We start from the raw sequence: 26517 nt of genomic DNA on the forward strand, positions 1-26517 counted from the left end.
CTGCCTGGCACCTGCCTGCCAACTGCGCCGACTGAGTCAGTCGAAAACTCGAACCGGCCACCTTTTGGAGTAGGAGAGTCGCCTGTCGGATGACTTCGGGAGGGGCGGATCGCCCGCTTTTCTTTCGTAACGACGCAGGTACTGGACGACACGGGTAAATCGGGAGCACGATGTCTCACTGCCCGAGCGCTCAGCCAGGCAGCAGCGGGAGTCAATCAAGGTCATCACAGTCGGAGCTCTGGCTTCGCTGGAACCATCCAGCCGGCATGGCGTGGGGTCTGATGGTTCGTGGTGCCCGGGGACAAGACACAGAGCGCGCGGGGGGCAATAGCCGTGATCAATCTTCTCGAATCCTTACCAGCGACTACGACATTCAAGGGAGGTAACTACGACCAGCAACGGTGACAACCAACCAACAAAGTAAACAGGGGGCCTCGCTTTACGTTTCAAGTATTGGGAGCAAGGTCATGACAAACAAGCATCCGTTGATCTACGTGTCGATTGCCGCAGCGCTCGCAACGCTGCCCGCAACCGTCCTGGCTCAAGCAGCGTCGGCCACCGCCGACCTCAACACCGCGGAGATGCCGCGCGTGACACAAGCCGTCAACAACAGCGCTGTGTCGATCGTTGGGAACAGCCATCTCAAGTTCATCAGCTCGGCGAAGCCGACGGCCAGCGTGCCCGACTCGATGCGCATGAATCACATGCAGCTCATTCTCCAGCGCAGCGCGCTGCGTACATCGGCACTGGAGTCATTGATTACCGCGCAACACGATCCTGCCTCGTCCAAGTTTCAGCAGTGGGTGACACCCGCTCAATTTGGCGAAAGCTTTGGTATCGCCGATGCCGACATTGCCGCTGTGAAATCGTGGCTGACGTCGCAGGGCTTCACCGTCAATGGCGTGTACCCGAACAAGATGCAGATCGACTTCAGTGGTACCGCAGGCCAGGTTCGCCAGGCGTTCCACACGCAGGAAAACCGCTACACCATCAATAAAGTCAGCCACATCGCCAATGCCAGCGACATCAGCGTGCCGTCGGCGCTGCGCAGCGTCGTGGTGGGTATCGCGGGCCTCAACGATTTCCGGCCGCAACCCATGCACGTGCCTCCGCAGGTGGCGCAGTACGACGCCGCGAAACATAACTTCAAGGCCAAACAAACGCCTGCGTCCAGCGCTGCTGTCGGAACCAAACCGGCGCTGCAGTTCAACAGCAGCCTGCGCGGCTTCGTGCCGAACGACATGAACGTGATCTACAACACTACGGCGTTGTACAGCAGCGGCCTGACCGGAACGGGAATCACCATTGCGGTAGTCGAAGACCAGGACATGGATGTTTCAGACTGGCCCAACTTCGTCAGCCAGTTCAGCCTGGGCGGATACGGCGGCACGTTCAACCAGTTCCAGCCTCAATTGACGCCGAGCACGAGCAATTGTACTGATCCGGGCGGCGCCAGCCCCGGTGGAGAAAGTATCGAGACCGTGCTGGATGCGGAGTGGTCCACGGCGATGGCGCCGGGCGCCCACATCTGGGTCGCGACCTGCTCTGATTCCGACACCAGCAACTTCTTTGGCGGTGTCTTCATGGCAGCAGACAACCTGATCAATGGCACTGCGCGGCCGAACGTCATCAGCGCAAGCTATGGTTTCGGTGAAGGCTTCACCGATACCGCCAGCAAGACCGCGATCGACCTGATGTGGGCACAGGCAGATGCGGAAGGTATCTCTGTCTTCGTTTCCACCGGTGATTCCGGCTCCAATCCGAGCTTCAACGGTTCCATCATCAACGGCTACGGTATTGACGCGAACTCGTTTGCCACCTCGCCCAATGACACCGGCGTCGGTGGAACAGACACCGCTGACATACTCGATGGCACCACCTCGAAGTACTTCAGCAGCACGCCCAATTCGCTGTATGGCACGGCACTGTCCTACGTGCCGGAACTCACCTGGAACACGGCCTGCGGAAACACGCTGGCCGCAAAATCCATGGGCTTCGCGACCGCGCTTCAGTTCTGCAAGAAGTCATTGAAGTCTGATCCGTTCGGCTTCAACGTAACTTCCGAAAGCGGCAGCGGCGGCCCATCGTCAGTGGACGCGAAACCAGCCTGGCAACGACAAGTCCTTGGTGCAGCGAAAGACCAGTCGCGTGATTTGCCTGATGTCTCGCTATTCGGCGGTTCATACGGCGGGGTTTCGTGGGTCATCCTGTGCACCGGCGCCTATCCGTGCACACCTAACTTCACTTCGCCAGTGGAGCTGGTGGCCGGCACATCGCTGTCCTCGCCGATGTTCGCCGGTGTTCAGGCACTGCTCGACCAGGGCTTGTCCAATGGGGGCCTCTCGGCGTATCAGGGCAATGCCGCACCAACGCTGTATGCACTGGCACAGAAGCAATTCCGTAGCTCGCTGGCTGCCTGCAATTCCGACAACGGCACCAAAGGAACTTCCGCTTGCGTGTTCCACACCATCACCAGCGGTGGCAACTCCACCAATTGCCTCCAGGTCGCGGCGTTCGATCAGGTCACTCCGGATTGTTACTTCTACGCAACGATCCCGAATCTCTTCGACTTCTATGGACCGGCCCTGGTCGGACTGACCTCGACCAGCACGTCGACATACAACAACACCACCGCGGCATTTGCTGCACAGCCAGGCTGGAACTTTGCCAATGGCCTGGGTACGGTCAATGCGAATAACCTGCTTGCAGCGTGGAAGAAATTTGTCCATCTGCCGTGATCGATTGATCCACGCTTCATGATGTACTGAAAAGCGAGAACCATCCCCTTGGCGGCCGTCGTCTGCCAAGGGGATGCATGCTGAAAAGCTTTTTTTGCAGATTGAGCCGAACGCTGCGATGTCCAACCTCGCTGTGACGGGTGTCGCTGGGCTCGACTTCACAAGCTCAAGGCGTTCTCCATCTGTGCGTCGGGGCGCTGGCACGTGTCGCGGCCCTTCCGCCAGACACCACGCAAGCTGCTGAAGTCGGGTTCCAACCCGGACACGCGACGCCATCATTGGATCGATCTGTCGCTGCCGTGGAAATTCTTGCGTAGCCGTGGCACTTCCGCTTGGGACATGCGGCGCGTAGCGTTTACGTGTCGGCGCGCAGCGAACTTCAGGGGGCGTCGCGCCGACCGAAAGTGGTTGGGAATCACTCGAGTTGATGAAACGCACTATGGCCTGGCCCGGGCAGACGGAGCGGCTCCGCACGAATGACAGACAGCTGCCAGCTGCGGGTGAAGCTTCCGCTTCGCGCCAGAGTTTTCGTCATTGGAGAAACTCACATGCATATGAATCTGCAACGCACGGCCCTGGCAACATCCCTGACACTGTTGCTTACAGGCCTCTCCACCGCTTCGCTGGCGGCCGCCCCACAGACATTCACTGATCTGGGCGCAACGGCAAAGAGCCAGCCGGTGAATGTCACGCTGGTACTGAAGCTGCACAATCAGGCTGCGCTGGAGGATTACATCCAGCGCTCCGTCACCCCTGGCGATCCGCTTTACCACCAATTTCTAACCACGGCCCAGTTCGCAGAGCGCTATGGCGCCACCGCCAGCGAGATTGCCCGCGTCCAGGCGTTCCTGAAACAACAGGGCATCAGCTCAACCACGGTCATGTCCAATCATCTGGCGATCGAGGCCACCGGTACGCTGAGCCAGTTCAGCGCGGCCTTCCAGACGTCCATTCACGACTACCAGTCAGCCGACGGGCGGCAATTTCACCGACCCAGCACGCAACCGGTCATCCCGTCCGTCATCGCTGATACGCTGTTATCCGCCGCCGGACTCAGCACGGATGTGAAACTGCATCCCAACATCGCTCGCGCGGATCGAATCGGTGCCTTCAAGTTGCCGAACAAGACCGCTGCCTTCGCGCAAGCCAAGGGCAATAGCACGGCCACCGGCATCCCTGAGGAGTACACGGTTGGCGACGTCGCCAACTTCTACAACATCAACCCGCTGTATCAGGCCGGCATCAATGGCAAGGGCTCGACCATCGGCATCGTCACACTCGCGGCCTTCCAACCCAGCGATGCGTATGCGTACTGGAGCATGATTGGCTTGCCAGTCAAAGCCAACCGCATCACCGTGATCCCGATTGACGGAGGCGACACGCCCGTTGCAGGTGTCGGCGATGACGAAACCTCGCTGGACGTGGAGCAGTCCGGCGGCCTGGCGCCCCAGGCGAACATCCGCGTTTACGAGGCGCCCAACATCACGAATGGTAACTTCGTCGACGCGTTCTACGCAGCCGTCTCCGACAATATCGCGGACAGCATCTCGACCAGCTGGGGACAGGCCGAGGAGGACCTGTTTCCACAAATGAATGGTGGTGTCGATGAGACCGGCATCCTGAAAGCCTTTCACCAGATTTTCCTCGAAGCCGCCGCACAGGGCATCTCGACGTTCGCCGCCTCGGGGGATTCGGGTGCCTACGACTTGGTGCGAGAAGGCTTTGACTCCCCCACATACAGCACACCGCTGACGGTGGATTCACCTTCCGACGATGCCTACATCACATCGTCCGGAGGCACCACACGGCCCTTCAGCTTCAACATCACCTATTTCTTCGGCTCAGGCGGAGGGCCGACAGAGTCGATCAAACACGAACAGGTGTGGGGCTGGGACTATATCGCCAACTACCTCAACGCCTACGACCCGATACCCGGTGGCTGGCGGCAACAGCTCTTCAGCTCGGGCGGTGGCGGCGGTGTCAGCATCTACTGGCAGGAGCCTTTTTATCAACTCCTCACCCGCGGGATCCGGCGCAGCGAACCGAACCAGTCGCTGATCTACTACGGCGGAAGCGCGCCACAGACGATCTTCACGCTGCCGGCAAATTTTGCCGGGCGCAATGTCCCGGATATTTCGTTGAATGCCGATCCGGAGAGCGGTTATACCCTCGTCGACTCGGTGGATTTCCCTTCCCCCGGTGTGGCTGATGGCTATGGCGGCACCAGTTTCGTCGCGCCGCAGCTCAACGGCATCACCGCATTGCTGCGGCAGGGCAACGGCCATCGCATCGGCCTGTGGGGCCCGCAGGTCTACCTGCTGCAGAACTTCTTCGGCTATGGAGTGTTCTCGCCCTTCAACGACATCACGGCCGGTGACAACTGGTTCTACTTCGGCATCCCGGGTTACGAGCCGGGTGCCGGCATCGGCACGCTCAACGTAGCGAATTTCAATACGTTCCTGCGCAGCGGCTTCTGATCGACGAGGCGAACCAGGCAGCAGCGCTGGCCGGCGACTTGTCGCCGGCCAGCGCAACCCTTAGAGCCTAAGACTGTCCCGGGGCTTGCCGCGAAACGATCCACCCGCCATCCTCGCCTGCGGTTTCCTGCGGCGGGTATTTCATGAGCGACAGCTTGACCTCCGGCGGCTATGCCCGCAGCCTGCGCCCGTGGGACGCCGCGTTGATCGTGGTCGGCGGAATAATTGGCGGCGGCATCTTTCTGAACCCCGGCATTGCCGCGCAGCGTACCGATTCGGGATTGACGCTGTTGCTGATGTGGGTCGGCGCCGGCGTGCTCACGCTGATCGGCGCGTTGTGTTACGCCGAGCTCGGTGCCCGACGACCGCAGGCCGGCGGCAGCTATGTCTACCTGCGCGAAGCGTTCGGGCCACTGGCCGGATTCCTGTTTGGCTGGACCATGCTGCTGGTGATCTACTCCGGATCCAGCGCGGCGGTCGCCACGATTTTCGCCAGCTACGCCTGCGCCTTGTTCGATCTGCCGCCAGGCTGGGCGTTGCCGCTGACGGTGGGCGCGCTGGTATTCGTGGCCGGGCTCAACTTGTTCGGCCTGCGTCTCGGTGCGCAGATCCAGAATCTGTTCGCCTTGCTCAAGTTGCTGGCGGTGGCTGCGCTGGTGGTCTGCGGTTTGTTCTTCGCCGGCTCCGGCCATACCTCGGTGCTGGTCACGGATCCTGCGCGCAGCGGTGTCGGTTTCATTGGCGCGGCGTTGCCGGTGCTGTTTGCCTATTCCGGTTTCACCTATCTCAACAATCTGGCCGGGGAAGTACGCGATCCGCAGCGCACGCTGCCGCGCGCCCTTCTGCTCGGCATGCTGCTGGTGATCGCTGCATACACGCTGGTCAACGTGGCTTACCTGGCGGTACTCGGTCATGCCGGGTTGGCAGCCAGCCACGCGCCAGCAGCGGATGTCATGCAGCAGGTATTCGGCCCGCTTGGTGCCAAGGTGATTGCGCTCGGCGTGGCGATCTCAGCACTCGGTTTCTGCAATATCACGCTGGTTGCCGGCGCGCGGGTCCTGCAGGTGATGGGCGAAGACGGGCTGTTTTTCCGCTCGGTGGCGCAGCTGCATCCGCGTTACCGCACCCCGAATACTGCGCTGCTGTTGCTGTCCGGCTGGGCCATCGTGCTGGCGCTTTCAGTCAACTACGGCCAGTTGCTGGACTACGCCACATTCGGCGACTGGCTGGCTTGTGCCGTCGGCGTCGCCACACTGTTCTGGTATCGCCGCCACGGTGCCAAACCCGCCAGCTTTCGCGTGCCTGGCTACCCGCTGCTGCCACTGTTGTTTGTGGTCACGATTGCACTGGTGCTGGTGGCGACCCTGCGCGACAGCCCACGCAGCACCGGCATCGTCCTGTTGATCATGGCTGCGGGCGTGCCGGTCTACTTTGTCTGGCAACGGCTGTTCAGCCGCCTGGGCTCCTAAGCCACCGCCGGCAATGCCACAATGCGTGGATACGTTTTGAAGGAGATCTTGAATGGCGCCCGTGCAAGTCCAGGCCGTGCCGGTTACTCCCGACAGCACCATCGTTCCCGAGAAGGTACGCGAAGGCATTGCTCTGGAGATCAACGGCGAAAACTACCGTCACACCGGCGATCCGCAGATGCCGCTGCTGTGGTACCTGCGGGACGTGCTGCGCCTGACGGGTACCAAGTACGGCGGCGCGCACGGTGAAAATGGTGCCGACCTGGTCCTGGTGAACGACAAGACGGTCTCGGCGATCAGCGTGCCGATGGCCAAGTTGGCCGATAAACAGGTGACCACGGTCGAAGGGCTGGCCGCCAACGATGGCACCCTGCATCCGGTGCAGCAGGCCTTCATCGACGAGGACGCGATCGGCTGCGGCTATTGCACGCCGGGCTGGCTGATTGCCGCGGTCGACTTGCTCAAGCGCAAGAAGCAGCCCAGCGATGATGACATCGACCAGCTGCCCAACCTGTGCCGGTGTGGCTGCCAGACCCGCGTGCGCCGCGCGATCAAGCGTGTCGCCGCTGGCAAGGCAGGCCAGCCATGAGCGAACGCACCACCAACGATGGGCTCCGCAACGACGGCATCCGACTTTCGCGCCGACGCTTCCTGCAGGTATTGGCGGCCGGCGCCGGCGTGCTGATGGTCGGCATAAGCGCGGCTGACGCGGCCGATGCGCCGGTACCACTGGGATTGCTCGGCAACACTTTCTACGACCTGGGCGCCTTTGTGCGCATCGACAGCGACGGCAATGTGTTGATCGGCGCACGCGATCCGGAAACCGGCACCGGCGTGGCCACGTCGTTGCCGCGGATCATCGCCGACGAGCTCGACGCCGACTGGAGCCGCGTCCGAGTGGTTCCGCTCGGTCTCGGCGTGGCCGACAACAACGGCCAGCCGCGCTGGACCTATGGGCGTCAGATCGGTGGTACCGGCAGCTCGATTCCTGCCGCGTGGGCCGACCTGCGTCAGGTAGGCGCGTTGGCCCGCTGGCTATTGCTACAGGCCGCGGCACAACGGCTCGGCGCGCCGGCCAACCGGCTGCGCTGCGAATCCGGCGCGGTGATTGCACCGGATGGCCGTCGTCTGGACTTCGGCAGCCTGGTCGAGGACGCCAGCAAGATCGCCTTGCCGAACAATGCACCTCCGCCGAAGAGCGCCGACCACTTTCAGCTGATTGGCAAGCCCGCTGGTGACGTGGATGCACGCGCCATCGTCACTGGCCAGATGCAGTTTGCGAGCGACCAGCAATCAGGCGACGCGCTGGTTGCCGTGCTGATGCACTGCCCATGGCCGGATGGCACGCTGGAACACCTCGACAGCAGTGACACCATGGCTGTCAAAGGCGTGGTGAAAGTAGTGCAGCTCAAACCGGAGCCTGGCCAGCCGTGGGGCAGTACGGTGATCGCGCCGGCTGTTGCCGTGCTGGCCGAAGACCCCTGGGCGGCCCTGCAGGGGCTGCACAGCCTCAAACTCACCTGGAAGCCGGGTGCCAGCAACAGCGAAAGCAGCGCTTCGCTTGAGCAGCAGGCCAGCGCCCTGCTCATCAGCACCACCGACCCCAGCGCCCGAGTGCGCAATGATGGCGACGTCGATGTGGCCAGCAAAAAAGCGGCGCGGCGGCTACAGGCGACCTATTTCCAGCCGTGGCTGGCGCATGCGACTGCCGAGCCGATGAACTGCGTGGTGCGACTGGACAAGGACAAAGCCAGCGTGGTCGTGCCAACCCAGTCGCCGCGCGACGCCTGGGCGGTGGTGCAACGCCTGACCGGCCTCGGCCCCGCGCAAATTGAGATCAGCGTGCCGCGCGTCGGCGGCGGCTACGGCCGACGGCTCGACCACGACTACGTCGCCGAAGCCGTGATGCTGGCCCAGGCCAGCGGAAAACCGGTGCGCCTGCTGTGGACCAACGAGCAGGATCTGGACCACGACTACTACCGCTCCGGCAGCGTGCACCAGCTTGGCGCGGTGCTCGACCGCAAGCGGCAGCTGCTTGGCTGGACCCAGCGCATGGCCAGTGCCTCGGCACTGACCCACCGGGGCGTGCCGGACAATCGTCTGTGGACGTCCGAAGTGGACGCCGATCAACTTCCCGCTGCGCTGGTGCCGAACTATCGCAGTGACTGGTACGCATTGAATTCGGCGATTCCGCGCGGGCCTGCCCGTGGCATGCCGCACCTCAGCAACGCGTTCGCGGTGGAGAGTTTCATCGACGAAATTGCCCACAGCATGAAAGAAGATCCGCTGGACACGCATTTGCGCCTGCTCGGTGACCCGCGCCAGGTAGCGTTGAGCGCAGGCAGCACGCTGGACACCGGCCGCCTGCTCAATGTGCTCAAGCTGGTGGCCGATCGCATCGAATGGAAAAACTGGTTGCACAGCGTGAACGGGCTCGGCATTGCGTGCTGGCACGTCAACGGCGCCTACGTGGCGCATGCGATCGAAGTGGCGATGCAGGGCCAGAAGCTGATCATCCAACGCGTCGTGTGCGCCGTTGATGTCGGCCGGGTGATCAACCCGATGGGACTGGAGGGCCAGGTCGCCGGTGCCACGCTGGATGCGCTGTCTACCGCACTCAACCTGGCGATCACGTTCAATGACGGCCAGATCCAGCAGCACAATTTGAAGGACTATCCACTCGCCAGCATGGCCCAGCTGCCCGACGCGGTGGAGGTGATCATTGTCCCCGCTGATGACGTGCCGCCCACCGGCGCCAGCTTCCTCGCCATGCCGACGGCTGCACCGGCACTGGCGAACGCGGTATTTCGTGCCACTGCCGTGCGCGTGCGGCGTCTGCCGCTGATGAAGGAGTTGCTGCGGTTGCTGTGATCGATGTCGATTCAGTGGCGCGACTGCAGCCCCATGCAAAACCCCTCGCACTGTAGCGAGGGCTTTTGGGATACGCATGGCCGAACTAGTCGTGGATCAGATCCAACGTGGGATCAGCCTTGACTGGTCCTTGCCGATTCCATCTTCAACATGACATCGGCCAGGTTGAAGCTGGCCGGCTTCTGGCGTGGCGGGAATTGCTGGAAGCTCGACAGCCACTGTGACGCCCACACCTGCGCCGGAACAATCAGGAACATCCGCTGCACAATCCAGGTGTTGTACTCGATGCTGTCGTCGCCGCGCTCGAACGGATCGGAGCGCATGTTGAATACCTTCGGCGCTCGCAGTGGGGTGAAGGAGCGCTGCCAAACCCCCATGCCACCGTGATTCTGTTCCAGGAACGTGATCTTCCAGTCACGCACGCGCACCGCCATGATGTCGCCATCGTCACTCCAGTACATGAAGCCTTCGCGCGGCGACTGCTGCACCTCACCCTTGAAGAACGGCAGGAGACTGTGGCCATCCAGGTGAACCTTGAACGTGGCATCACCCAGCTGGGTGCCCGCGAGCAGCTTGTCGACGATCGCCGCTTCACCCGCTGCCGCAGCAAACGTGGGCAGAAAATCTTCGTGCGCGCAGACATCGTTGATGATCGTGTGCGGCTTGATCGTTCCCGGCCAGCGCATGACGCACGGCGCGCGGAAGCCACCCTCCCAGTTCGTGGCCTTTTCGCCACGGAACGGCGTGGTGCCGCCGTCCGGCCACGAGCAGCACTCGGCGCCGTTGTCCGTGGTGTAAACGACAATCGTGTTGTCCGTGAGGCCGAGACTGTCGAGCTGCTGCAGCAACTCACCGACCATGCCATCGGTCTCGACCATGCCATCCGGATAGACGCCCAGACCGGTCTTGCCGATCGATGCATCCTTCAGGTGGGTGTTCAGATGCATGCGGGTGGTATTGAAGTAGCAGAACCACGGGCCGCCTTCGGCCGTCTTGCGGTTGATGAAGTCCTTCGCCGCACCGAGAAATTCTTCGTCGACCGTCTTCATGCGCTCGATCGGCAGCGGGCCGGTGTTTTCGATCTTTTGCTTGCCCACGCGACCCCAACGCGGATCGACGGTCGGATCGTCCTTGTCGGTAGCCCAGCAGCGCATGACACCACGCGGACCAAACTTTTCGCGGAATTTCGGATCCTTCGGGTAGTCGGGATTTTCCGGCTCTTCCTCGGCATTCAGGTGATAGAGGTTGCCGAAGAACTCGTCAAAGCCATGCACCGTCGGCAGGTACTTGTTCAAGTCGCCAAGATGGTTCTTGCCGAACTGACCCGTGGCGTAGCCCTGCGCTTTCAGCACCTGGGCCACGGTTGGATCTTCCGGCTGCAAGCCAATATCCGAACCCGGCAGGCCGACCTTGGTCATGCCGGTCCGGATCGGCGACTGGCCGGTGATAAATGCGGCGCGCCCGGCAGTACAGCTTTGTTGCGCATACCAGTCGGTGAACAGCGCCCCTTCGTTCGCGATGCGATCGATGTTCGGCGTCCTGTATCCCATCATGCCCATGTTATAGGCGCTGATATTGAACCAGCCAATATCGTCACCCATGATGAAGAGGATGTTTGGCTTGTCATTCTTGGTCTTGGTCATCGCGATTCTCCGTCGCTGCTCGCACGAACGCACGGCCGATGACGACCGTGCATACGACCCGATGTCGGTCCGTCGACGCTAGCGTGCAACACCTTGCCGGAGGTGGAGGCTGCTAACCAGCGTAGTTCTACGGGCCCAGGAGTCGGTAGGACTTCGACCAGGGCGGCGCGACGGAATGCTTGCATGGACATGCGAGCCGCGGGCAGCACAGACTGAGTGGGCCGCGCGATGCGCGTCGATCACGGCGCTGCCGTGCAGGAAGTCATGGGTAGGAAGCGGCGCATCTTGCCGATACAGTCGGCATGTTGCGCAACCGCGCACGCCATCCACCTAGCAGCGGGCTCGGCCATGGCGATGGCCACTCCGCATCGGAGCACTTATGCGCAAGTTGTCACTCACCGTTGCCGTTGCCTTGTCTGCGTTGTTGTCCGGCAGCGTTCTGCAGGCGCAGACCGCGCCGCTGACGCCGGATATTCCGGGAAGTTACGCCGCGCCCACGACGAGCTACGACTACGTCAAGCGCGTGGTGATGGTCCCGATGCGCGACGGCGTGAAGCTATACACGGTGATTGTGATACCGAAAGGTGCAACGCACGCGCCGATCCTGCTCACGCGCACACCTTACGATGCCAGCACTCGCGCCGCGAGACTCGAGTCGCCGCACATGCTGGCCGAACTGCCGCAGGGTGACGAGATGTTCATCAAGGCCGGTTATATCCGCGTGTTTCAGGACGTGCGCGGTAAATATGGCTCCGAGGGTGAGTACGTGATGACGCGCCCACTGCGCGGACCGCTGAACTCCAGCGAGGTCGATCATTCCACCGATGCTTACGACACCATCGACTGGCTGGTGAAGAACACCCCCGAGTCGAACGGCAAGCTCGGCATGCTCGGATCCTCTTACGAAGGCTTCACCGTAGTGATGGCGCTGATCAACCCGCATCCGGCGTTGAAGGTGGCCGCACCGGAGAGTCCGATGGTGGACGGCTGGATGGGCGACGACTGGTTTCACTATGGCGCGTTCCGCCAGACCAACTTCGATTACATCACCGGACAGACCGCCATCAAGGGCAAGGGCAGCGCGGTCCCGCGTGAGGGCTACGATGACTACACGAATTTCCTGAACGCCGGCTCCGCCGGCGACTTCGCGCGGGCGTCCGGACTGGAACAACTGCCGTTCTGGCGCAAGCTGCATGAGCACCCCGCTTACGACGCGTTCTGGCAGGGCCAGGCGCTGGACCGGGTCATGGCGCAGCAGCCACTGAAGGTGCCGACCATGTGGTTGCAGGGGCTGTGGGACCAGGAAGACATGTGGGGCGCCATCCACAGCTACGAGGCGATGGAACCGAAGGACAAGGGAAACGACAAGAACTACCTGGTCATGGGGCCATGGCGGCACAGCCAGGTGAACTACGACGGCTCCTCCCTTGGCGCCTTGCAGTGGAACGGTGACACCGCGCTGCAGTTCCGTCGCGATGTGCTGTTGCCGTTTTTCAATCAGTACCTGGTCGATGGCGCGCCGAAGGCGGATACGCCGCCGGTGCTGATATACAACACCGGTGAAAACCACTGGGATCGCTATAAGTCGTGGCCGCAGAGCTGCGACCATGGTTGCCCGAACACGTCCCGGCCGTTGTATCTGGGAGCCGATCACTCGCTGTCGTTCAATGCGCCGGACGCTGCACAGTCGAAGTACGACGAGTACGTTTCAGATCCGGCCAATCCGGTACCGTATCTGCCGCGACCGGTGAGCTTCGCCGACCACGACGCATGGACACGCTGGCTGGTGCACGACCAGCGCTTCGTCGATGGCCGTCCGGATGTGATCACCTATGTCAGCGCGCCGTTGACTGCGCCGCTGCATATCGGTGGTGCGCCGATCGCTCATATGTTCGCCTCGACCAGCGGTACTGACGGTGACTGGGTAGTCAAGCTGATCGACGTCTATCCGGATCAGGTGCCTTCCGATCCGACGATGGGCGGCTATGAGTTGCCGATCTCGCTGGACATCTTCCGCGGCCGTTACCGCGAAAGCTTCGAGCATGCGCAGGCGATCATGTCCGATCAACCACTGCTTTACACATTTGGCCTGCCGACCGCGAACCATGTATTTCAGCCCGGCCACCGCATCATGGTGCAGGTACAGTCGACACTGTTCCCGCTGTACGACCGCAACCCGCAGCACTTCGTACCGAACATCTTCGACGCCAAGCCCGCCGACTACCAGAAGGCCACCCAGCGCATATGGCACACGCCGGGTAACGCGAGTTTCATCAGCCTGCCGGTGGTGACCGGCAAAACGTCTGCCTGACCTTGGTGGAAGGGTACGCCTCAGGCGTGCCCTTCCACCCGCATCCTTTAGCTGAAGCCAGCTCATTCGTCACCAGCAGCGACCGTTGCGATTGGCTGGGACATCGCCCGCTGCCGGCAGCTTGTTACCGGTGTTGTCGATCGACAGGCTGCTGCATGCGTCATTGATCTGCACTTCGCTCGGCACGGCAATCGCCACGTAACTTTGCCAGTCATTCGTGCCACCCTGGTCCGCGACAACCTCGTAGTAACCCTTCTCCGACTTTACGGTGGCGGTGTTCGAATAGCCGATCGTCTTCAGATCGGCGTAAACGTTGTAGACCGCGTAATAGCGCTCCTGCGCATTGGCGATGCGCAGCAACAACTCCTGCCCATCCGGACGACGCGCGCGATACGCGTAGCGGCCATACGTGGAAATCGCGATCGCAGCAAGAATGGCAATGATCGCGACGACCACCATCAATTCGACCAGCGTGAATCCTCGCTTGCACTTCATGGTGGGGCCTCTGCTTACAGGTCGTTGTTCAATACGCGCCATGAGCGGCGGCGCCAGATCGGCGCGCCCGCACTGAACGGCTTGCCGTCCCGCTGACGGGTCATGCCGGGCAGATGGATCTGCCCACCGCCGACCGCTGCAGCCACAGGCAACGAACCTCCGGTCGGGGGGCTTTTCACCAGGCCACCGGCCTGCTTGTAGGCATCGGGCCAGTTGCCGACGCTGCCGAGATTCACGCCATCCGCCGCGCCACCGGTGGCCGCGTCCACCAGCATCACTGCGCCGCGCGACGCCGGCTCGCAGGGCTCGCTGCCCTGCGGGATCAGCGTCGTGATGATGGCGCGATTGGTGTCGAACAGCGCCGCGGCATCCACGACCACCCGCTCGCCCTTGTCGACCTGGCCACCGCCGCCGGTATCGCCGGCGTACAGCTTGAAGAACCAGCCGCGGATCGGAGTGCCGGCAAGGTTACCGACGGGTGCCGCCCTGAGCGGAACAGCATGGTTGGTCAGGCCGCGAACGGCATCCCGTTCGATCATTGTCTGTTCAACCAGAGGCGTAGCTGCGGCGCCCTCCACCACTACCGCCTGGCCAGCGCTGCCGGAATCCCGGATGCCGTAGACGGCCTGTTGCTGGGTGCTGCTGTCGATCACGTTGTCGCTGCCGGCCAGGTACTTGCCGGTGCCGAACACCACCATCAGGCCGCCGCCCACAGGATCGGGGAACAACCGCGGCATCACGGTGACCGGGCGATCGCCGGGACTGGATGAACGGAAGAACAATTCGGCCTTCCAGTGGCCGCTGTCGCCGGTGAGGTCGAAACGCCAGACGTTGCCTTGCAGGTCGCCTGCGAATGCCACGTCTTCGATCTGATCACCTTCGTAATCGCCCAGCACCGGCGTACCCATTCCGTAGCTTTCCACATCGCTGTTCAAGCCGTTGAAGCCAGTGGTCGGCGTCTTGATCTCTTTCAGCAGCGCCCCGCTCTGCGCATCCAGCACGAACAGCGAACTGAATGTGTTGCAGACCGGTTCGCTACTGGTGCCTGTCTTGCTGCAATTCACTGCCAGCTCAGTCGGAAAGTAGCCGCCGGGTACGATCACTACCCATTGACCGCTGGCCAGCCGGCCGATGTTTGGACGGCCAAACGTATATCCGAGATTCGCACCGCCAACGCTGGTGTTGTTGAACTCCCACAGCACCTTGTCCGATGGCTTGGTTTCGTCGGCTTCGCTGCTGGTGATGTCCAATGCATACACGCCACGACCGCCGTAACGCAGACCCGCGACCAGGATGGTGCGCCAGCCTCGAGGGCTGCCGCCGCTGAAATACACGTCGCGGCTCACTGGCGTGCCATCCACCGATGGCTTGAAATTGAAACTCTTCAACGAGGCCCATGGGGTCAGCCGCCCATACACCGAATACGGCACATAGGCCCAACGCTCCCTGCCCGGGCTCGACAACACGTCAACATTGTTTGCCGGCGTGTCGACCGTGGTCGCATCGAAGGCGTGCAGCATCCCGTCGTTCGCGCCCACGTAGATCGTCGGCGCACGCCTGGCGCGTTCCTGCTGGAACCTGGCGTAGCCGTCGCCGGCTTTCGCGGCCAGCGCTTCCGGTGAATTGGCAGGCCAGTTGTCGCGATAGCCGCTGGCGGGCTGCGCCACATACAGCGCCTGCGCATTCATCATGGCACCCAATACGTGATTGCGCTGACGGAAGCTGGCGCCCTCCCTGGTCTGACTGCCGCGCAGCCAGTCCAGTCGGTCGGCACCGGTGGGTGTGGTCGCCGTGGTACCGAAAGCCGGATCCACGGCATTGATCGCGGCGACCACGTCGGCGCCATTGAAGGCCGCTGCTTTGCCACTGCCGGTACCGGTGCTGGTCAAGATCACGCGTGGGTCGCCGCCACGGGTGCGGGCATCCAACAGATCACGACCGTTCCAAAGCACGGCGGCGGCCACCGTGCCATCCGCGCCCAACCGGTTCGCGGTCAACGTGCCGGTCCAGTCATTCGTGTCATAGCCTGGCTTGTAGATCATCGCTGCCGGACCCAGCACCGACGAACTCAAACTGCCGGCCTCGGCCGTGGCGCTGCGCGCCGAGATGCTGTTGATGATCCTGCTCAGCGCGGTGATCAGGTCGCTCGGGCCGCTGGCGGCGAAAAACTGGCCGCGGCTGTTCAGCGCGGCATGCCACATGTCGTCGATCTTCCGGCCGTCGTCCGTGGCGACCACGGGCGCGGGCCACTTCGTGTCGCCCTTGCGCAGGCTCGCATACGTCGTGCTGTTGTTGGCCAGCGTGCCAGAAGCACCGAAGCCGATCATGAACTGCACCAGATGTGGCCAGCTCGCCGGGTCGTTAGCCGGATTCCAGTAGATTTCGCGGTTGTCGCGCGGATCGCTGTTTGCCGCGAGCGGCATGTTGAACAGCGCCGTCGAGGTATCAGTGATATATGGCGCCACCTTGCGGCGATTGGCCTGCAGCGCGAACAGGCTCGAGCCGGTCACGCCGGCCTGCAGGTCGCTCGACCACTCATGGAATGCCAGGTCCGCCATCGTGACTATCGGGTTACCAAGCTCGTTCCAGACCACCGCGCTTTCCCGGTTGGATGTTGAAAACGAGCGACCGTCGGGCAACGCGGCCATGTTCGTCGTGTCGTTACCGCCCGGCGACGACGGATCATCGCCGTTCCACATGCCATCGGTCATCTGGATATGAAAGTTCTGCCGACATACCAGCTCCTTGTCTGTGTCGCGGTCCCAGTAAGGGTTTTCATCCACAGCGCCGGTGCGACGGGTGAAGTACGTGCCCACGCGCTTCGCAGCGGACCGGTTCGGAGTGCCGCCGCTGGCCGTCATGGCAAATAGCCAGTTGTAGAACCTGGTGCGCACGTCGTGGGTCGTTGCGCCGTCCACGAACTTGTAGATCGCTGTGCTGTTGCTCAGGTTGCTGGCATTGATGCTCTGCCATGCGATGCGCACATTCTTGTCGAACGGCGCATAGGCGCGCGCGATTGCTGTCAACGCCGCCATCGTGCGGGTGCGGTAGTACGAATACCAGTTTGCAAAATTCTGCTGGTCCGCAGCCGAATTCAGCGGTACCCAGGTCCAGTTGTCATTCGTGTAAAGAACAGCCGTGGCCGTCACACTGAACTGGCCTTTGGCATCCAGCGGCAAGCTCGCCCTGGTACCGGTGTACTTGTAGTACCCCGCTCCGGCATTTCCACAAAAAATGACGCTACCCAGATTACGCGTGTTCTGGTTGCTCCCCGCGGTCTGTATGGCTACCGGGCTGATCGGTCGATTGATCTGGATGCCGTTGTCCCAGGCTGCCGCGTAGGTCGAGTTAGGCATCGCGCTCAAACCATCCGCCGTCAACGGCGGGGCATAGGTGTTGTCCGGATTGAAGTACAGACCGTTCATGCTCCATGCGCGCGGATCGTCTGGCTCGGTCGTGCCCGGCGTGATCACGCCAGCACAAAGATAGGGGCCGGCCTGCGGGCGATAGGCGATATTTGCCGCGGCACTCTGATCACCATCATTCGCCGTATTCCAACCCACGCCGGTATACGGCCGCTGATCCGGTGAGTGATGCCAGTTCATCGAGCCGGAATCGTCGAACGTCAGCACCAGGTTCGGTGCTACGGCGGTACTGGCCTCCGGTGGCTTGGCACTCAGGTCCACCGTGCCGGCGATCGCAGCGGGCGGCACACCGGTGATGAGGCTGATCGCGAGACCACCGATACGGACGATCCATCGCCCATCTGTTGAAGCCGTTTTTTTCATGATCTGGACGTCCGTATCTCAATTGTTGCCCGGCGCGGCAAACGTGCTTTCCACGAGGCGAACGGTGTCGGCATTGCCGCCGGTCGAGCGCGCCGTTATGCGCCAGACCCACAACGAAGTGGACGGCGTGGAGCTGCTTCCATAAGCGGCGGTAACGCCACCTTCGATCTGGCTGCCCACACCGGGCGGTGTCTCAGGGCCCAGGCGCTCGATGATGTAGCGCGGGTTCTTCGCCAACCCGGCTATCTTCTGTGACTCGCCTGTCAACGTGCTGCCGCGTAACGTGGTGTAGTCGATAGCGGCACCATCGTCGCCTCTGTATTCGGTCGAGGCGTTCAAATCCGCGTTTGCGGGCCAGCCAGTACTCGTACGAAAGTGGATGACGGCGATGTTGGGCGCGACCGGGTCGAAGCTGTAACAGCTGCCGAGCAGACCACTCGGACAATCCAGGCGCAGTCCGCGCGCCGAAAGGCTCCACAGCTTCCACTCTGCGCCACGCGCGGCAGCCTCGGCGCCCATCTCGGCCAACTGTGCATTTCGCAGACCACCCACCATGCGCTCCTGCAGCAACGAGCGCCCAGCAGCACTGATCGCCAGCATGGTCAACAACAACAGTAAGATGAGCGCCATCAGCAGCACTACGCCACGCTGGCTCTTCATGGGTTGTAGTTGCGCAGCGATATGAGCGCGCTGAACTCACGCCGCAACATCGAATTGGCAAATCCCTGTTCACTCGGCCTGAAGGCGCGCCTGGCATCATCGGGCGCCGTGGGCACGGTGTTCCCGTCGGTGACGTAGACGTAATTCATTTCATGGCTCGAGAGCGCATACAAGGGCGTCTGGCCGTCCATCAGGATGTGCACTTCGATGCTCTTGATCGCGCGCCACAGGCAACCACAAGAATTCATCGACGCCTTCGTGCCGTCGGGATTTGGCACCGAGGTTGGGCAGTCGATGCTGCCGCCTGCGCGTGTATCCACTTCCGGCGCATGCAGGAAACGCGTGTTGCCGCTCCGGTCTTCCACGGCGTACATGAAATCCAGACGCTCCACGCCACGCACGACTTCTTCGCTGCGCACGCTATCCTCGCCCGGAGGCTGGGCGCGCCGTATCAGTGCACCGGTCTTCTGGCCATTGCCGTTGTCGATCATCTGCAGGTAGTAGGTGACATTGAGCAGATCGGTGTTCAGGTCAAACAACCGTGGCGATGACTGCGGTTTTGGACGGCTCAACGCGGTATCAGGGAAGTTTCCTGTTGCCGATACGGCAAAGAGACCTGAGGACGGCGTATCCACCGCAAATATCTGGGCATTGGAACAATCGGCGAGCATCGCCACATGGCCAGCCTTGAACTCTGATAGCAGCGGCTCGCTCGCGGCCGGCCTTACCGTGATGCTGTGCAGCTTGCCCCTGGCGTCGACACTGGCTGTGCTGTTGACGCCACCGATCGCCCAGCCACGGGATGAATCGAGATAGCGCACGGTCAGTACGCTTGCTCCGATGACCCGTGCGCCGAAACCGGTTCCTGCCGCAGGCAACCTCGTGGGCGCACCCGGCGCGCAGGTCGTCTTGCCGCATTCATACCCGCGCATGGACAAGAATGCCGGCAGGTAATAAGGCGATGCAGGAGCCCCTGGATAAGACGCGCTGCCCCATAGTGTGGTGACATCCGATAGCGCGTCGACCAGACCCTTGGCATACACCTTCGGCGCCCGCAGGCCATCCATGTAAATGCCCGTGCTGTCACTATTGTCGGCCACGCCACCGGAATTGCTGCAGTAGAAGCCATTGGCCATGCGCAGATCGGCGCTGATTCTGGCGATGGCGAAGCGCCCCTCTTCCTGCAGGTTCGCCAACTGCGTCTGCACCTGGTTGTGGTTGGAAGTGGAGACGAACACCGTGACGATACCGGCGGTGACCAGCAAGCCCAGCACCATCGCTACCATCAACTCGATCAGGGTGATGCCAGAGGACCGGTGCGCGACACGTCGATACGTCATGGCTGGAACTCCCAGGCGAAGGTCTGCCTGGCGGTATCACGGTGGCTCGCGTCGCCCGCGTCGCGCTCGCTCCAGCTGATTGTCATCGCGCAGTGGCCACCATAGGGTGGTCGCCGGGTGAGTTGGTCCGCGGTCGGGATATAACTGCTAGCTGTCGTGCAGCTGATGGCGGCAGCAGGGTCCGGTAGGAACGCGGTCAGCAGACTGCTCCAAACCTGTCTGTCGTGCATGGCGAGGCTTGCCGAAGTGCAGGCCGCCCGCTCACAGTTGGTGGTGCCGGGCACGGGGTAGTCTTTGCCGTTGTACCTGCCACGCCACACGCCCAAGGCGTTCGCCCGCATGCGATCGGCCATGCCGTCGGCAAGGAAAGTCACCTGGGTCCGCTGGTAAGCGGCCTGGTTGGCCCGCATGGCCATCACCATCAGACCGGCGAGGCCAATCAGACCCACGCTGAAGATCAGCAACGCGACGAGCACTTCGATCAGCGAAATACCTCGCTGACGCGACTTGAAAGGCATGATGACTCTCCCTGTCATCCCTACCGTATACACCAAAATCGCAAGTTATTGCGTTAATATCTTGCGCAATGAGCGATGGCGCGCGCCCCACCCCTTCGAGCTGCACGCAAGCCACCGATGCGTTCCCATCTGAGCGGTGCAGGCGAGGTTCCAGCCTTGAAAATCCGCATGAAAAAAGCCCGCACTGCGGCGGGCTCTCATCTGGATCGTACGATCGACTGCAGCTCGTTCGACATCAGGCAACTACATCGCTACTTATCCATGCAGCTCTTGACCTGGGTGAAATACCAGGTGTCGTCATAGGCGAATCGCGAATAGTACTTGGCGAGCGTATGTCCTCCAGACGGCGTGATATCCACAAGCGCGACGATCGGCCCATCCGCTTTTTCCTGGAGCTGGATGCTTGTTCCACCGAACACCGCCTCAGTGGACATGGGCAGTTGCTTCGCGGACCAAGCGTTGGAAACACAGGAAAGGACGTCTTCCGCCGTGGCGTCTCCCGCATAGACGGCGGTAGGTGCCGCATTGCGTAGCGATCCCGCGCTGGTGCAGCCTGACAGTAGCGCGATGATGATGACGCAGCCCATGGTTTGTTTCATGGTGATTTCTTTCCGTTGGTTTCGCATTCTTGACACACCTTACTCGGATAGTTTTTGCCTACCCCGCCGGACGATTGTACAGACACGTCCAGGGCGGCAACGTCCGGTTGAATCGCCCATGACGGCATAGTCCCTCGCTCGCCATCTACGCTAGTGGAACTGATCGCTCGCCGGCACCCAGGAACTGGATGAAGGAGCCGGCTTGTTCAGGGGGCTGCCCGGCGAAGCGCCACCGCAGCCCGGCGGGATCGGGCCACCGGCAACGCGGGCATCGGCGCACTGCACGCTGTTGTCCAGCTTGACCGCGGCCACGGCGGGCACCGCCGTGCTGGCCGCGGGCACAGGTGGCACCAGCGGGTTCGCGGGCGGCAGGTTCAGGCGGTTGTAAATCTTGCTGGCCAGCGGGGTGGCCGGCGGATCGGGATTGCCACAACCAAACAGTGCGATCGGCAACAGCGGCATCAATTTGCATTCGATGCGCACGCCGCGCGGCAAGTGGAATGTATGCGAGAGGGTGGTTTTTTCCACGGCGTGGCGCAGCGCGGTGTCGATCGAACTCTCACCCTCAGGCGTCCAGTCCTGTTCGAAGCGGGTGGGCTTGTAGCCGATGTTCGGCGTGCCGTGATTCATTATTTCGGTATCGCCATGCGGCTTCAGCTGGATGTAGCTACCGGGCACGCCCTGCTTTTCTCCTTGCGCGGCCCCCGCCTGATTGCCACCCGGCTGACCCGCGCCCTGCGTTTTTTCACCGACACCCTGATTGTTGCCCTGCCCCGCGGCCGGCTGCGGGCCATTGGCGTGGTTGCCGACGTTTTCCGGCGCGGCAGCCACGCCGTTTGGCTCACCGGGCGTGCCGCTTTCGCTGCCTTCGGGTGTGGCGTTGGGTGCCGTGCTGACGTCGTGCATGGCATTCGCCTCTCCCGGGTTGGTCGCCGTCGCTGGCGACTGGGCAGGAGTTGACTCGGATGATTCGGCCGGTTTGCTGGTGTTTGCAGGTTCCGTGGTCGGCGCGGTGGCTGTCGCGACGGTGGATGGCGCGTTTAGCTCTGGCCGCGCAACGGACGGCTGGATGGCCGGCGCCGGTAGCTTGTCGGCGTTGGCGATCTTCACCGCCGGCGCCTGCAGCTGTACTTTCGGTACCTCGGCAGGAGCCAGCGGCACCGGCTCGAGTGGTTTTTCGGCCGACTGTGCTTCGGCCGGCTGTGCGTCGGCAACCCGGATCGCCGGCGCCTGCACCTGTGGCAATTCGCGCGGCACGCTCGGCGTGGGCGGGTTCAGTTGAGTTTGCAGGTTCACCGCCGGCGACGGCAGCGCCGGCAACGGGATGGGTTGCAGCTCGGGCACTGGCGGTGCAGCGGGGATCTGCGGTCGAGCTGGTGCCACGCTGGCTGGTGCGCTGGATTTTGGAACGAGCTCATTCAGCACAATGCTCGATGCGGTGATAGTCGGCGGCGTCTGCGTGGGTACCTCAGGCATCGTCAGAGACGGCGTCGACGGAAGTGGCCGGGTGCCTTCGAGTTGCGGCTTGCGTACCAGCTCAGGCTGAAATTTCGGCGGTATCGGAGGCTGCAGCGATGGCGTAGTCACCGCCACCGTGGGTGGTTCACCAGCCAGCGGGATCGGTTGCAGCTGCTTCGTCGGCGCGGGCCGCGGCACGCTTGCGGGTGGCTTGGGGGCGGCGACTGGCTTGGTTTTCGGCGTCACTGGCTGGGTGGCCGCCAGCGTCACCGCCGGCAACGGCTGTGCTGAAGGCATCGGCAGTGCCATCGGCGAAGTCGGCATGCTGGCCGTGCTCGCGTTGATCGATGCCACTTGACCGGCATGACCCTGATGCCGTGGTCCCAGCTCTTTCGGCGGCGTGCCGCGCGGCGGCGGTGGCGGCTTGGGGGCCTCGATCATGCGCACCTGCAGAAACCGCGCCTTCGCCGCTGGCAGCAGTACCGGCTGGTAAGCCGGACCGAGCACGAACGCGAACAGGAAGAATAGATGCACAAACAACGAGCCGATCGCAGCGGCCACGCGCAGCCCGCGCTCGCGAGGTCGTTCACGAATGCGCTGGCGATAGACGATCGCCGGGGCGGTCCCAGCCGCTGGCAAGTTCATAACAAACCATGGCGGCTCGTTGGCTGAACGGTTGGCAGCGGAGCGGTCCGAGGGCGTATGGGGCATGCTGCCAGTGTAATGGGCCCCACGCGCGTTGCGAATGACACCTCAAGGGTGACTGACGGCACCCGCGGCACGCTCGCGCAGCTCGGCATCGACCGCGCGAATCGGCGTATCGACCGGGCAGCCACTGGCCAGCGGTTTGCCGGCGCGATACATCGCGATGCAGGCGTCCTCGCTGGGTGGTTTCGGCGCTTGTGGATCCGGCGCCAACGATTGCGCCGGCGCCATGTTCAAACGCTCGTCACCATCCTTCGCTGACGGCGGCGCTGGAGGATCACCGCCGCAGCCGCCAGCCAGCATCGCCAGGGAAACGCCGCAATGGATATGCACGCCCTTGGGCAGGGTAAACGTATGCGTCACCGTCGTCTTGTCCACCGCTTTCTGCAGCGCGCGGTCAACGACGTTGCCACTACCCCAATCGCCATTGAAACGGGTGGTCTGGTATTTGACGACATCCTTGTTCTGCATGATCTGCGTGTCACCCTTCGGCATGCCCTGCACGTAACCGGCCGCGGACGGGGCAGGCGCACTGCTCGCCGCTGTCGGCAGCAATGCCTGCCCATTGTTGTCGAACAACTTCGCAGGCGGCGCCGTGGACGACGAGGCTGCTGGCAACTGCACGGTCATGGCGTCCTTCGACACCGGCTCCACGTGCTTCAACACCACACGTGGCCGTGGGGGAAGTGCGGGCAGTTCCGGGGGCGGGGGCGGCTCGACGTCGGTCGGTACCGCACGCTCGATGAAGCGCACTTGCATCACTTCGGCGCGTTGCACATACGCGGCCGCCGGCGCCGGCGGCGGGCGCATCTCCTGCCAGGTCACCCATATGAACAGCACATGCAGCAGGGCGGCCACCACCAACGCCAGCCACAGTTGCCGACGATCGGGGGGCGATTTGCGCCAACGCAGCTGCCGCAGTACCGCCAGAGTTGGCCCGTCCAGCGGTGTCAGTCCGTAATTCGGATGATCGAAACCCTGCGGCGTCCAACGGTGATGTTCGACCTGCGGCGGATGAACGATGACGATGCCTCGATGGTTGCGGTAGCCGCGGGCAGGATGCCTTGACGTGCTTGAACCCAGGAAGACTGGCTGAAGAGCCGGTCCGGCTACCTCGTTGGGGATTCCCGCGCCCAGTGCAGACCACGGGGCAAGGCCGCGGTTCCCCGCACTGCAGCTTGACCGCACCCGCCGTTCGCTCAAGTCTAGGCGGGCGGCGCCTCGCGCCGCTCCGCCATGACCGCTTTCGCCCTGTTCCGGAGCCGCATTCACCCGGTACACACGAAGGACGACCATGACGGCCCGCCATCGTCAGTCGCCAACGTGCGGCCTCATGCGGCGCCGTTCATGCCACGAGGCTGCGCCCTGCATTGGGAGGGTCGCATCGTGTCGTACACCACGGAAAGCATCCGCAATATCGCGCTCGCCGGCCACGCCGGTGTGGGCAAGACCACGCTGTTCGAAGCTCTGCTGCTGGCCGGAGGCGTGATCCAGACGCCGGGCACGGTGGAGCGCGGAAGTACGGTCTCGGACACCGACAGCCAGGAAAAGGCGCGCGTCCATTCGATCGACAGCTGCGTCACGCATATCGACCATGCGGGCTGTCACATCAACCTCATCGACACTGCCGGCTATGCCGATTTCCGCGGCGCCACGCTGTCAGCACTGGCCGCAGTGGAAACCGTGGCGGTGGTCGTCAATGCCATCAACGGCATCGAGCACGGCACCCGCCGCTTGATGGCGCATGCGCAACAGCGCGGACTGGCACGCGTGCTGGTGATCAACAAGATCGATTTCGACGGCGCAGACCTGGCCGCGCTGGTCGACGCGCTGCGCGAGGAGTTCGGCAACGAGTGTCTGCCGGTGAACCTGCCCGCTGGTCACGGCAAACGCGTGCTCGACTGCTTCTTCCACAGCGAAGGCACCACCGATTTTTCCTCGCTGGCCGAAGCGCATCAGCGCATTGTCGATCAGGTCGTCGAGATCAACGAAACCATGATGGGCGACTACCTCGACGCCGGCGAAGGCGCGTTGACGCCACAGCAATTGCACGACGCCTTCGAGCAATGCCTGCGCGAGGGGCACCTGGTGCCTATCTGTTTTGTCAGCGCACGCACCGGAGCCGGCGTGCACGAGTTGCTGGATGTCGCCGCGCGACTGCTGCCGAATCCGGCCGAGGGCAACCCACCACCGTTCGTACGCGGTGATGGTGAACCACTGGTGGTCGGCGCCAATCCAGCGACACACGTGATCGCCGACGTGTTCAAGATCATCAACGATCCGTTCGTCGGCAAGCTCGGCGTGTTCCGCGTGTGGCAGGGCACGATTCGCCGTGACAGTCAGCTGCTGATCGACGACGGCCGCAAACCCTTCAAGGTCGGCCATCTGTTTCGTTTACAGGGCAAGACGCACGTGGAGATCGAGGCGGCAATTCCCGGCGACATCGCCGCTGTGGCGAAGATCGAGGATATGCACTTCGATGCGGTGCTGCATGACTCGCACGATGAAGATCGCATCACGCTTGCACCGCTTGCCTTTCCCTCACCGATGTTCGGCCTGGCGTTGGTGCCCATGCACAAGGGACAAGAGCAGAAACTCTCCAACGCCCTGTCGCGACTGGCCGAAGAAGATCCATGCTTCCGCGTCGAGCATCACAAGGAGCTCAACGAGACGGTGGTGCGCGGCCTATCCGACCTGCATCTGAAAGTCATGCTGGAACGCATGCGTGAGCGCTACGGCGTCGAAGTGGTCACCCATCCGCCGCGCATCGCGTATCGCGAAACCATCGCCGGCCACGCTGAAGGTCACCACCGGCACAAGAAACAGACCGGCGGTGCCGGCCAGTTCGGTGAGGTGTTCCTGCGGGTGGAACCGCTCGATCGCGGCGCCGGATTCGAGTTCATCGATGCGGTGAAGGGCGGCGTGATTCCCGGTCAGTTCCTGCCGGCGATCGAGAAAGGCGTACGCCAGGCGATGGAGCACGGCGCCATTGCCGGCTATCCGTTGCAAGACCTTCGGGTGACCGTCTACGACGGCAAATACCATCCGGTCGACTCAAAAGAAGTCGCGTTCATCAGCGCCGGCAAGAAGGCGTTTCTCGATGCCATCAGCAAGGCTCGCCCGGTGGTACTCGAGCCGATTGTCAACGTCGAAGTGGCGATTCCCGAGCACAACGTCGGCGACGTCACCGGCGGCCTCGCCGGCAAGCGCGCGCGCATCATGGGTACCGACAGCCAGCGCGGTGGCGAGCTGGTGATCAAGGCGCAGGCTCCGCTGGCTGAACTGATCGACTATCCGACTGAGCTGAAATCGATGACGGGTGGCCGCGGCCGCTACAGCCTTGATCTCAGCCATTACGAAACCGTCCCATCGACGGTGCAGAAGCAGCTCAGCGAAGCATGGAAACCGCATGCCGAGGAGGATTGACGCGCCGCATGCAAGCGTG

General features: G+C 62.7%; 16 protein-coding genes. 7 read left to right on the top strand and 9 right to left on the bottom strand.

Going from position 1 to position 26517, the window contains the following annotated elements; all coding sequences use genetic code 11:
- The first annotated feature begins 467 nt into the window (after positions 1-467).
- From HDE77_RS03335 to HDE77_RS03355, 5 genes are all read left to right on the top strand, one after another.
- Positions 468-2738, top strand: coding sequence for a protease pro-enzyme activation domain-containing protein (locus HDE77_RS03335; protein ID WP_184415743.1), 2271 nt, complete (start codon positions 468-470; stop codon positions 2736-2738).
- A 548-nt stretch (positions 2739-3286) separates the two neighbouring features.
- On the top strand, positions 3287-5215 hold the full coding sequence (locus tag HDE77_RS03340) for a S53 family peptidase (RefSeq protein ID WP_184415744.1): 1929 nt from the start codon (positions 3287-3289) through the stop codon (positions 5213-5215).
- A gap of 143 nt (positions 5216-5358) precedes the next feature.
- The gene (locus tag HDE77_RS03345; protein WP_184415745.1) at positions 5359-6684 is read left to right on the top strand and encodes an amino acid permease; all 1326 of its coding nucleotides are present in this window, start codon (positions 5359-5361) and stop codon (positions 6682-6684) included.
- Positions 6685-6736: 52 nt separating this feature from the next.
- A complete protein-coding gene (locus HDE77_RS03350; protein WP_184415746.1) occupies positions 6737-7273 on the top strand; it encodes a (2Fe-2S)-binding protein in 537 nt (178 codons plus the stop codon).
- The gene (locus HDE77_RS03355) at positions 7270-9555 is read left to right on the top strand and encodes a molybdopterin cofactor-binding domain-containing protein (protein ID WP_184415747.1); all 2286 of its coding nucleotides are present in this window, start codon (positions 7270-7272) and stop codon (positions 9553-9555) included. Before HDE77_RS03350 ends, HDE77_RS03355 begins: the two co-directional genes overlap by 4 nt.
- A gap of 113 nt (positions 9556-9668) precedes the next feature.
- Here HDE77_RS03355 and HDE77_RS03360 read toward each other — a convergent pair whose 3' ends face one another.
- Complete coding sequence (locus HDE77_RS03360) at positions 9669-11198, bottom strand: arylsulfatase (RefSeq protein WP_184415748.1); 1530 nt, start codon at positions 11196-11198, stop codon at positions 9669-9671.
- Positions 11199-11577: 379 nt separating this feature from the next.
- On the opposite strand from HDE77_RS03360, the gene HDE77_RS03365 reads away from it, so the two are divergent.
- Positions 11578-13509 (top strand): CocE/NonD family hydrolase, encoded by a 1932-nt coding sequence (locus HDE77_RS03365; RefSeq protein ID WP_184415749.1) that lies wholly within the window; start codon positions 11578-11580, stop codon positions 13507-13509.
- Between the two features lie 69 nt (positions 13510-13578).
- On the opposite strand, the gene HDE77_RS20405 is transcribed toward HDE77_RS03365, so the two are convergent.
- The 8 genes from HDE77_RS20405 to HDE77_RS03405 form a co-directional block, all read right to left on the bottom strand.
- The gene (locus tag HDE77_RS20405) at positions 13579-14004 is read right to left on the bottom strand and encodes a type IV pilin protein (RefSeq protein ID WP_304625137.1); all 426 of its coding nucleotides are present in this window, start codon (positions 14002-14004) and stop codon (positions 13579-13581) included.
- A gap of 14 nt (positions 14005-14018) precedes the next feature.
- On the bottom strand, positions 14019-17792 hold the full coding sequence (locus HDE77_RS03375; RefSeq protein WP_184415750.1) for a PilC/PilY family type IV pilus protein: 3774 nt from the start codon (positions 17790-17792) through the stop codon (positions 14019-14021).
- Positions 17793-17810: 18 nt separating this feature from the next.
- The gene (locus HDE77_RS03380; protein ID WP_184415751.1) at positions 17811-18452 is read right to left on the bottom strand and encodes a pilus assembly protein; all 642 of its coding nucleotides are present in this window, start codon (positions 18450-18452) and stop codon (positions 17811-17813) included.
- Complete coding sequence (locus HDE77_RS03385) at positions 18449-19792, bottom strand: PilW family protein (protein ID WP_184416013.1); 1344 nt, start codon at positions 19790-19792, stop codon at positions 18449-18451. Before HDE77_RS03385 ends, HDE77_RS03380 begins: the two co-directional genes overlap by 4 nt.
- Positions 19789-20310: a type IV pilus modification protein PilV gene (gene pilV, locus HDE77_RS03390; RefSeq protein WP_221444097.1), complete on the bottom strand. Its 522-nt coding sequence runs from the start codon at positions 20308-20310 to the stop codon at positions 19789-19791. The genes HDE77_RS03385 and pilV overlap by 4 nt, the downstream gene beginning before the upstream one ends.
- 251 nt (positions 20311-20561) lie before the next feature.
- Positions 20562-20909: a hypothetical protein gene (locus tag HDE77_RS03395; RefSeq protein ID WP_184415753.1), complete on the bottom strand. Its 348-nt coding sequence runs from the start codon at positions 20907-20909 to the stop codon at positions 20562-20564.
- A gap of 150 nt (positions 20910-21059) precedes the next feature.
- Positions 21060-23012 (bottom strand): hypothetical protein, encoded by a 1953-nt coding sequence (locus HDE77_RS20660; protein ID WP_184415754.1) that lies wholly within the window; start codon positions 23010-23012, stop codon positions 21060-21062.
- Positions 23013-23120: 108 nt separating this feature from the next.
- Positions 23121-24368, bottom strand: coding sequence for a hypothetical protein (locus HDE77_RS03405; protein WP_255482520.1), 1248 nt, complete (start codon positions 24366-24368; stop codon positions 23121-23123).
- 90 nt (positions 24369-24458) lie between these two features.
- On the opposite strand from HDE77_RS03405, the gene fusA reads away from it, so the two are divergent.
- Positions 24459-26498, top strand: a complete 2040-nt coding sequence (gene fusA / locus HDE77_RS03410; RefSeq protein ID WP_184415755.1) for an elongation factor G — start codon at positions 24459-24461, stop codon at positions 26496-26498.
- Positions 26499-26517 lie beyond the last annotated feature (19 nt).

This window comes from Rhodanobacter sp. MP7CTX1 (assembly GCF_014205795.1).
In the GTDB taxonomy this organism is placed as follows: Bacteria; Pseudomonadota; Gammaproteobacteria; order Xanthomonadales; family Rhodanobacteraceae; genus Rhodanobacter.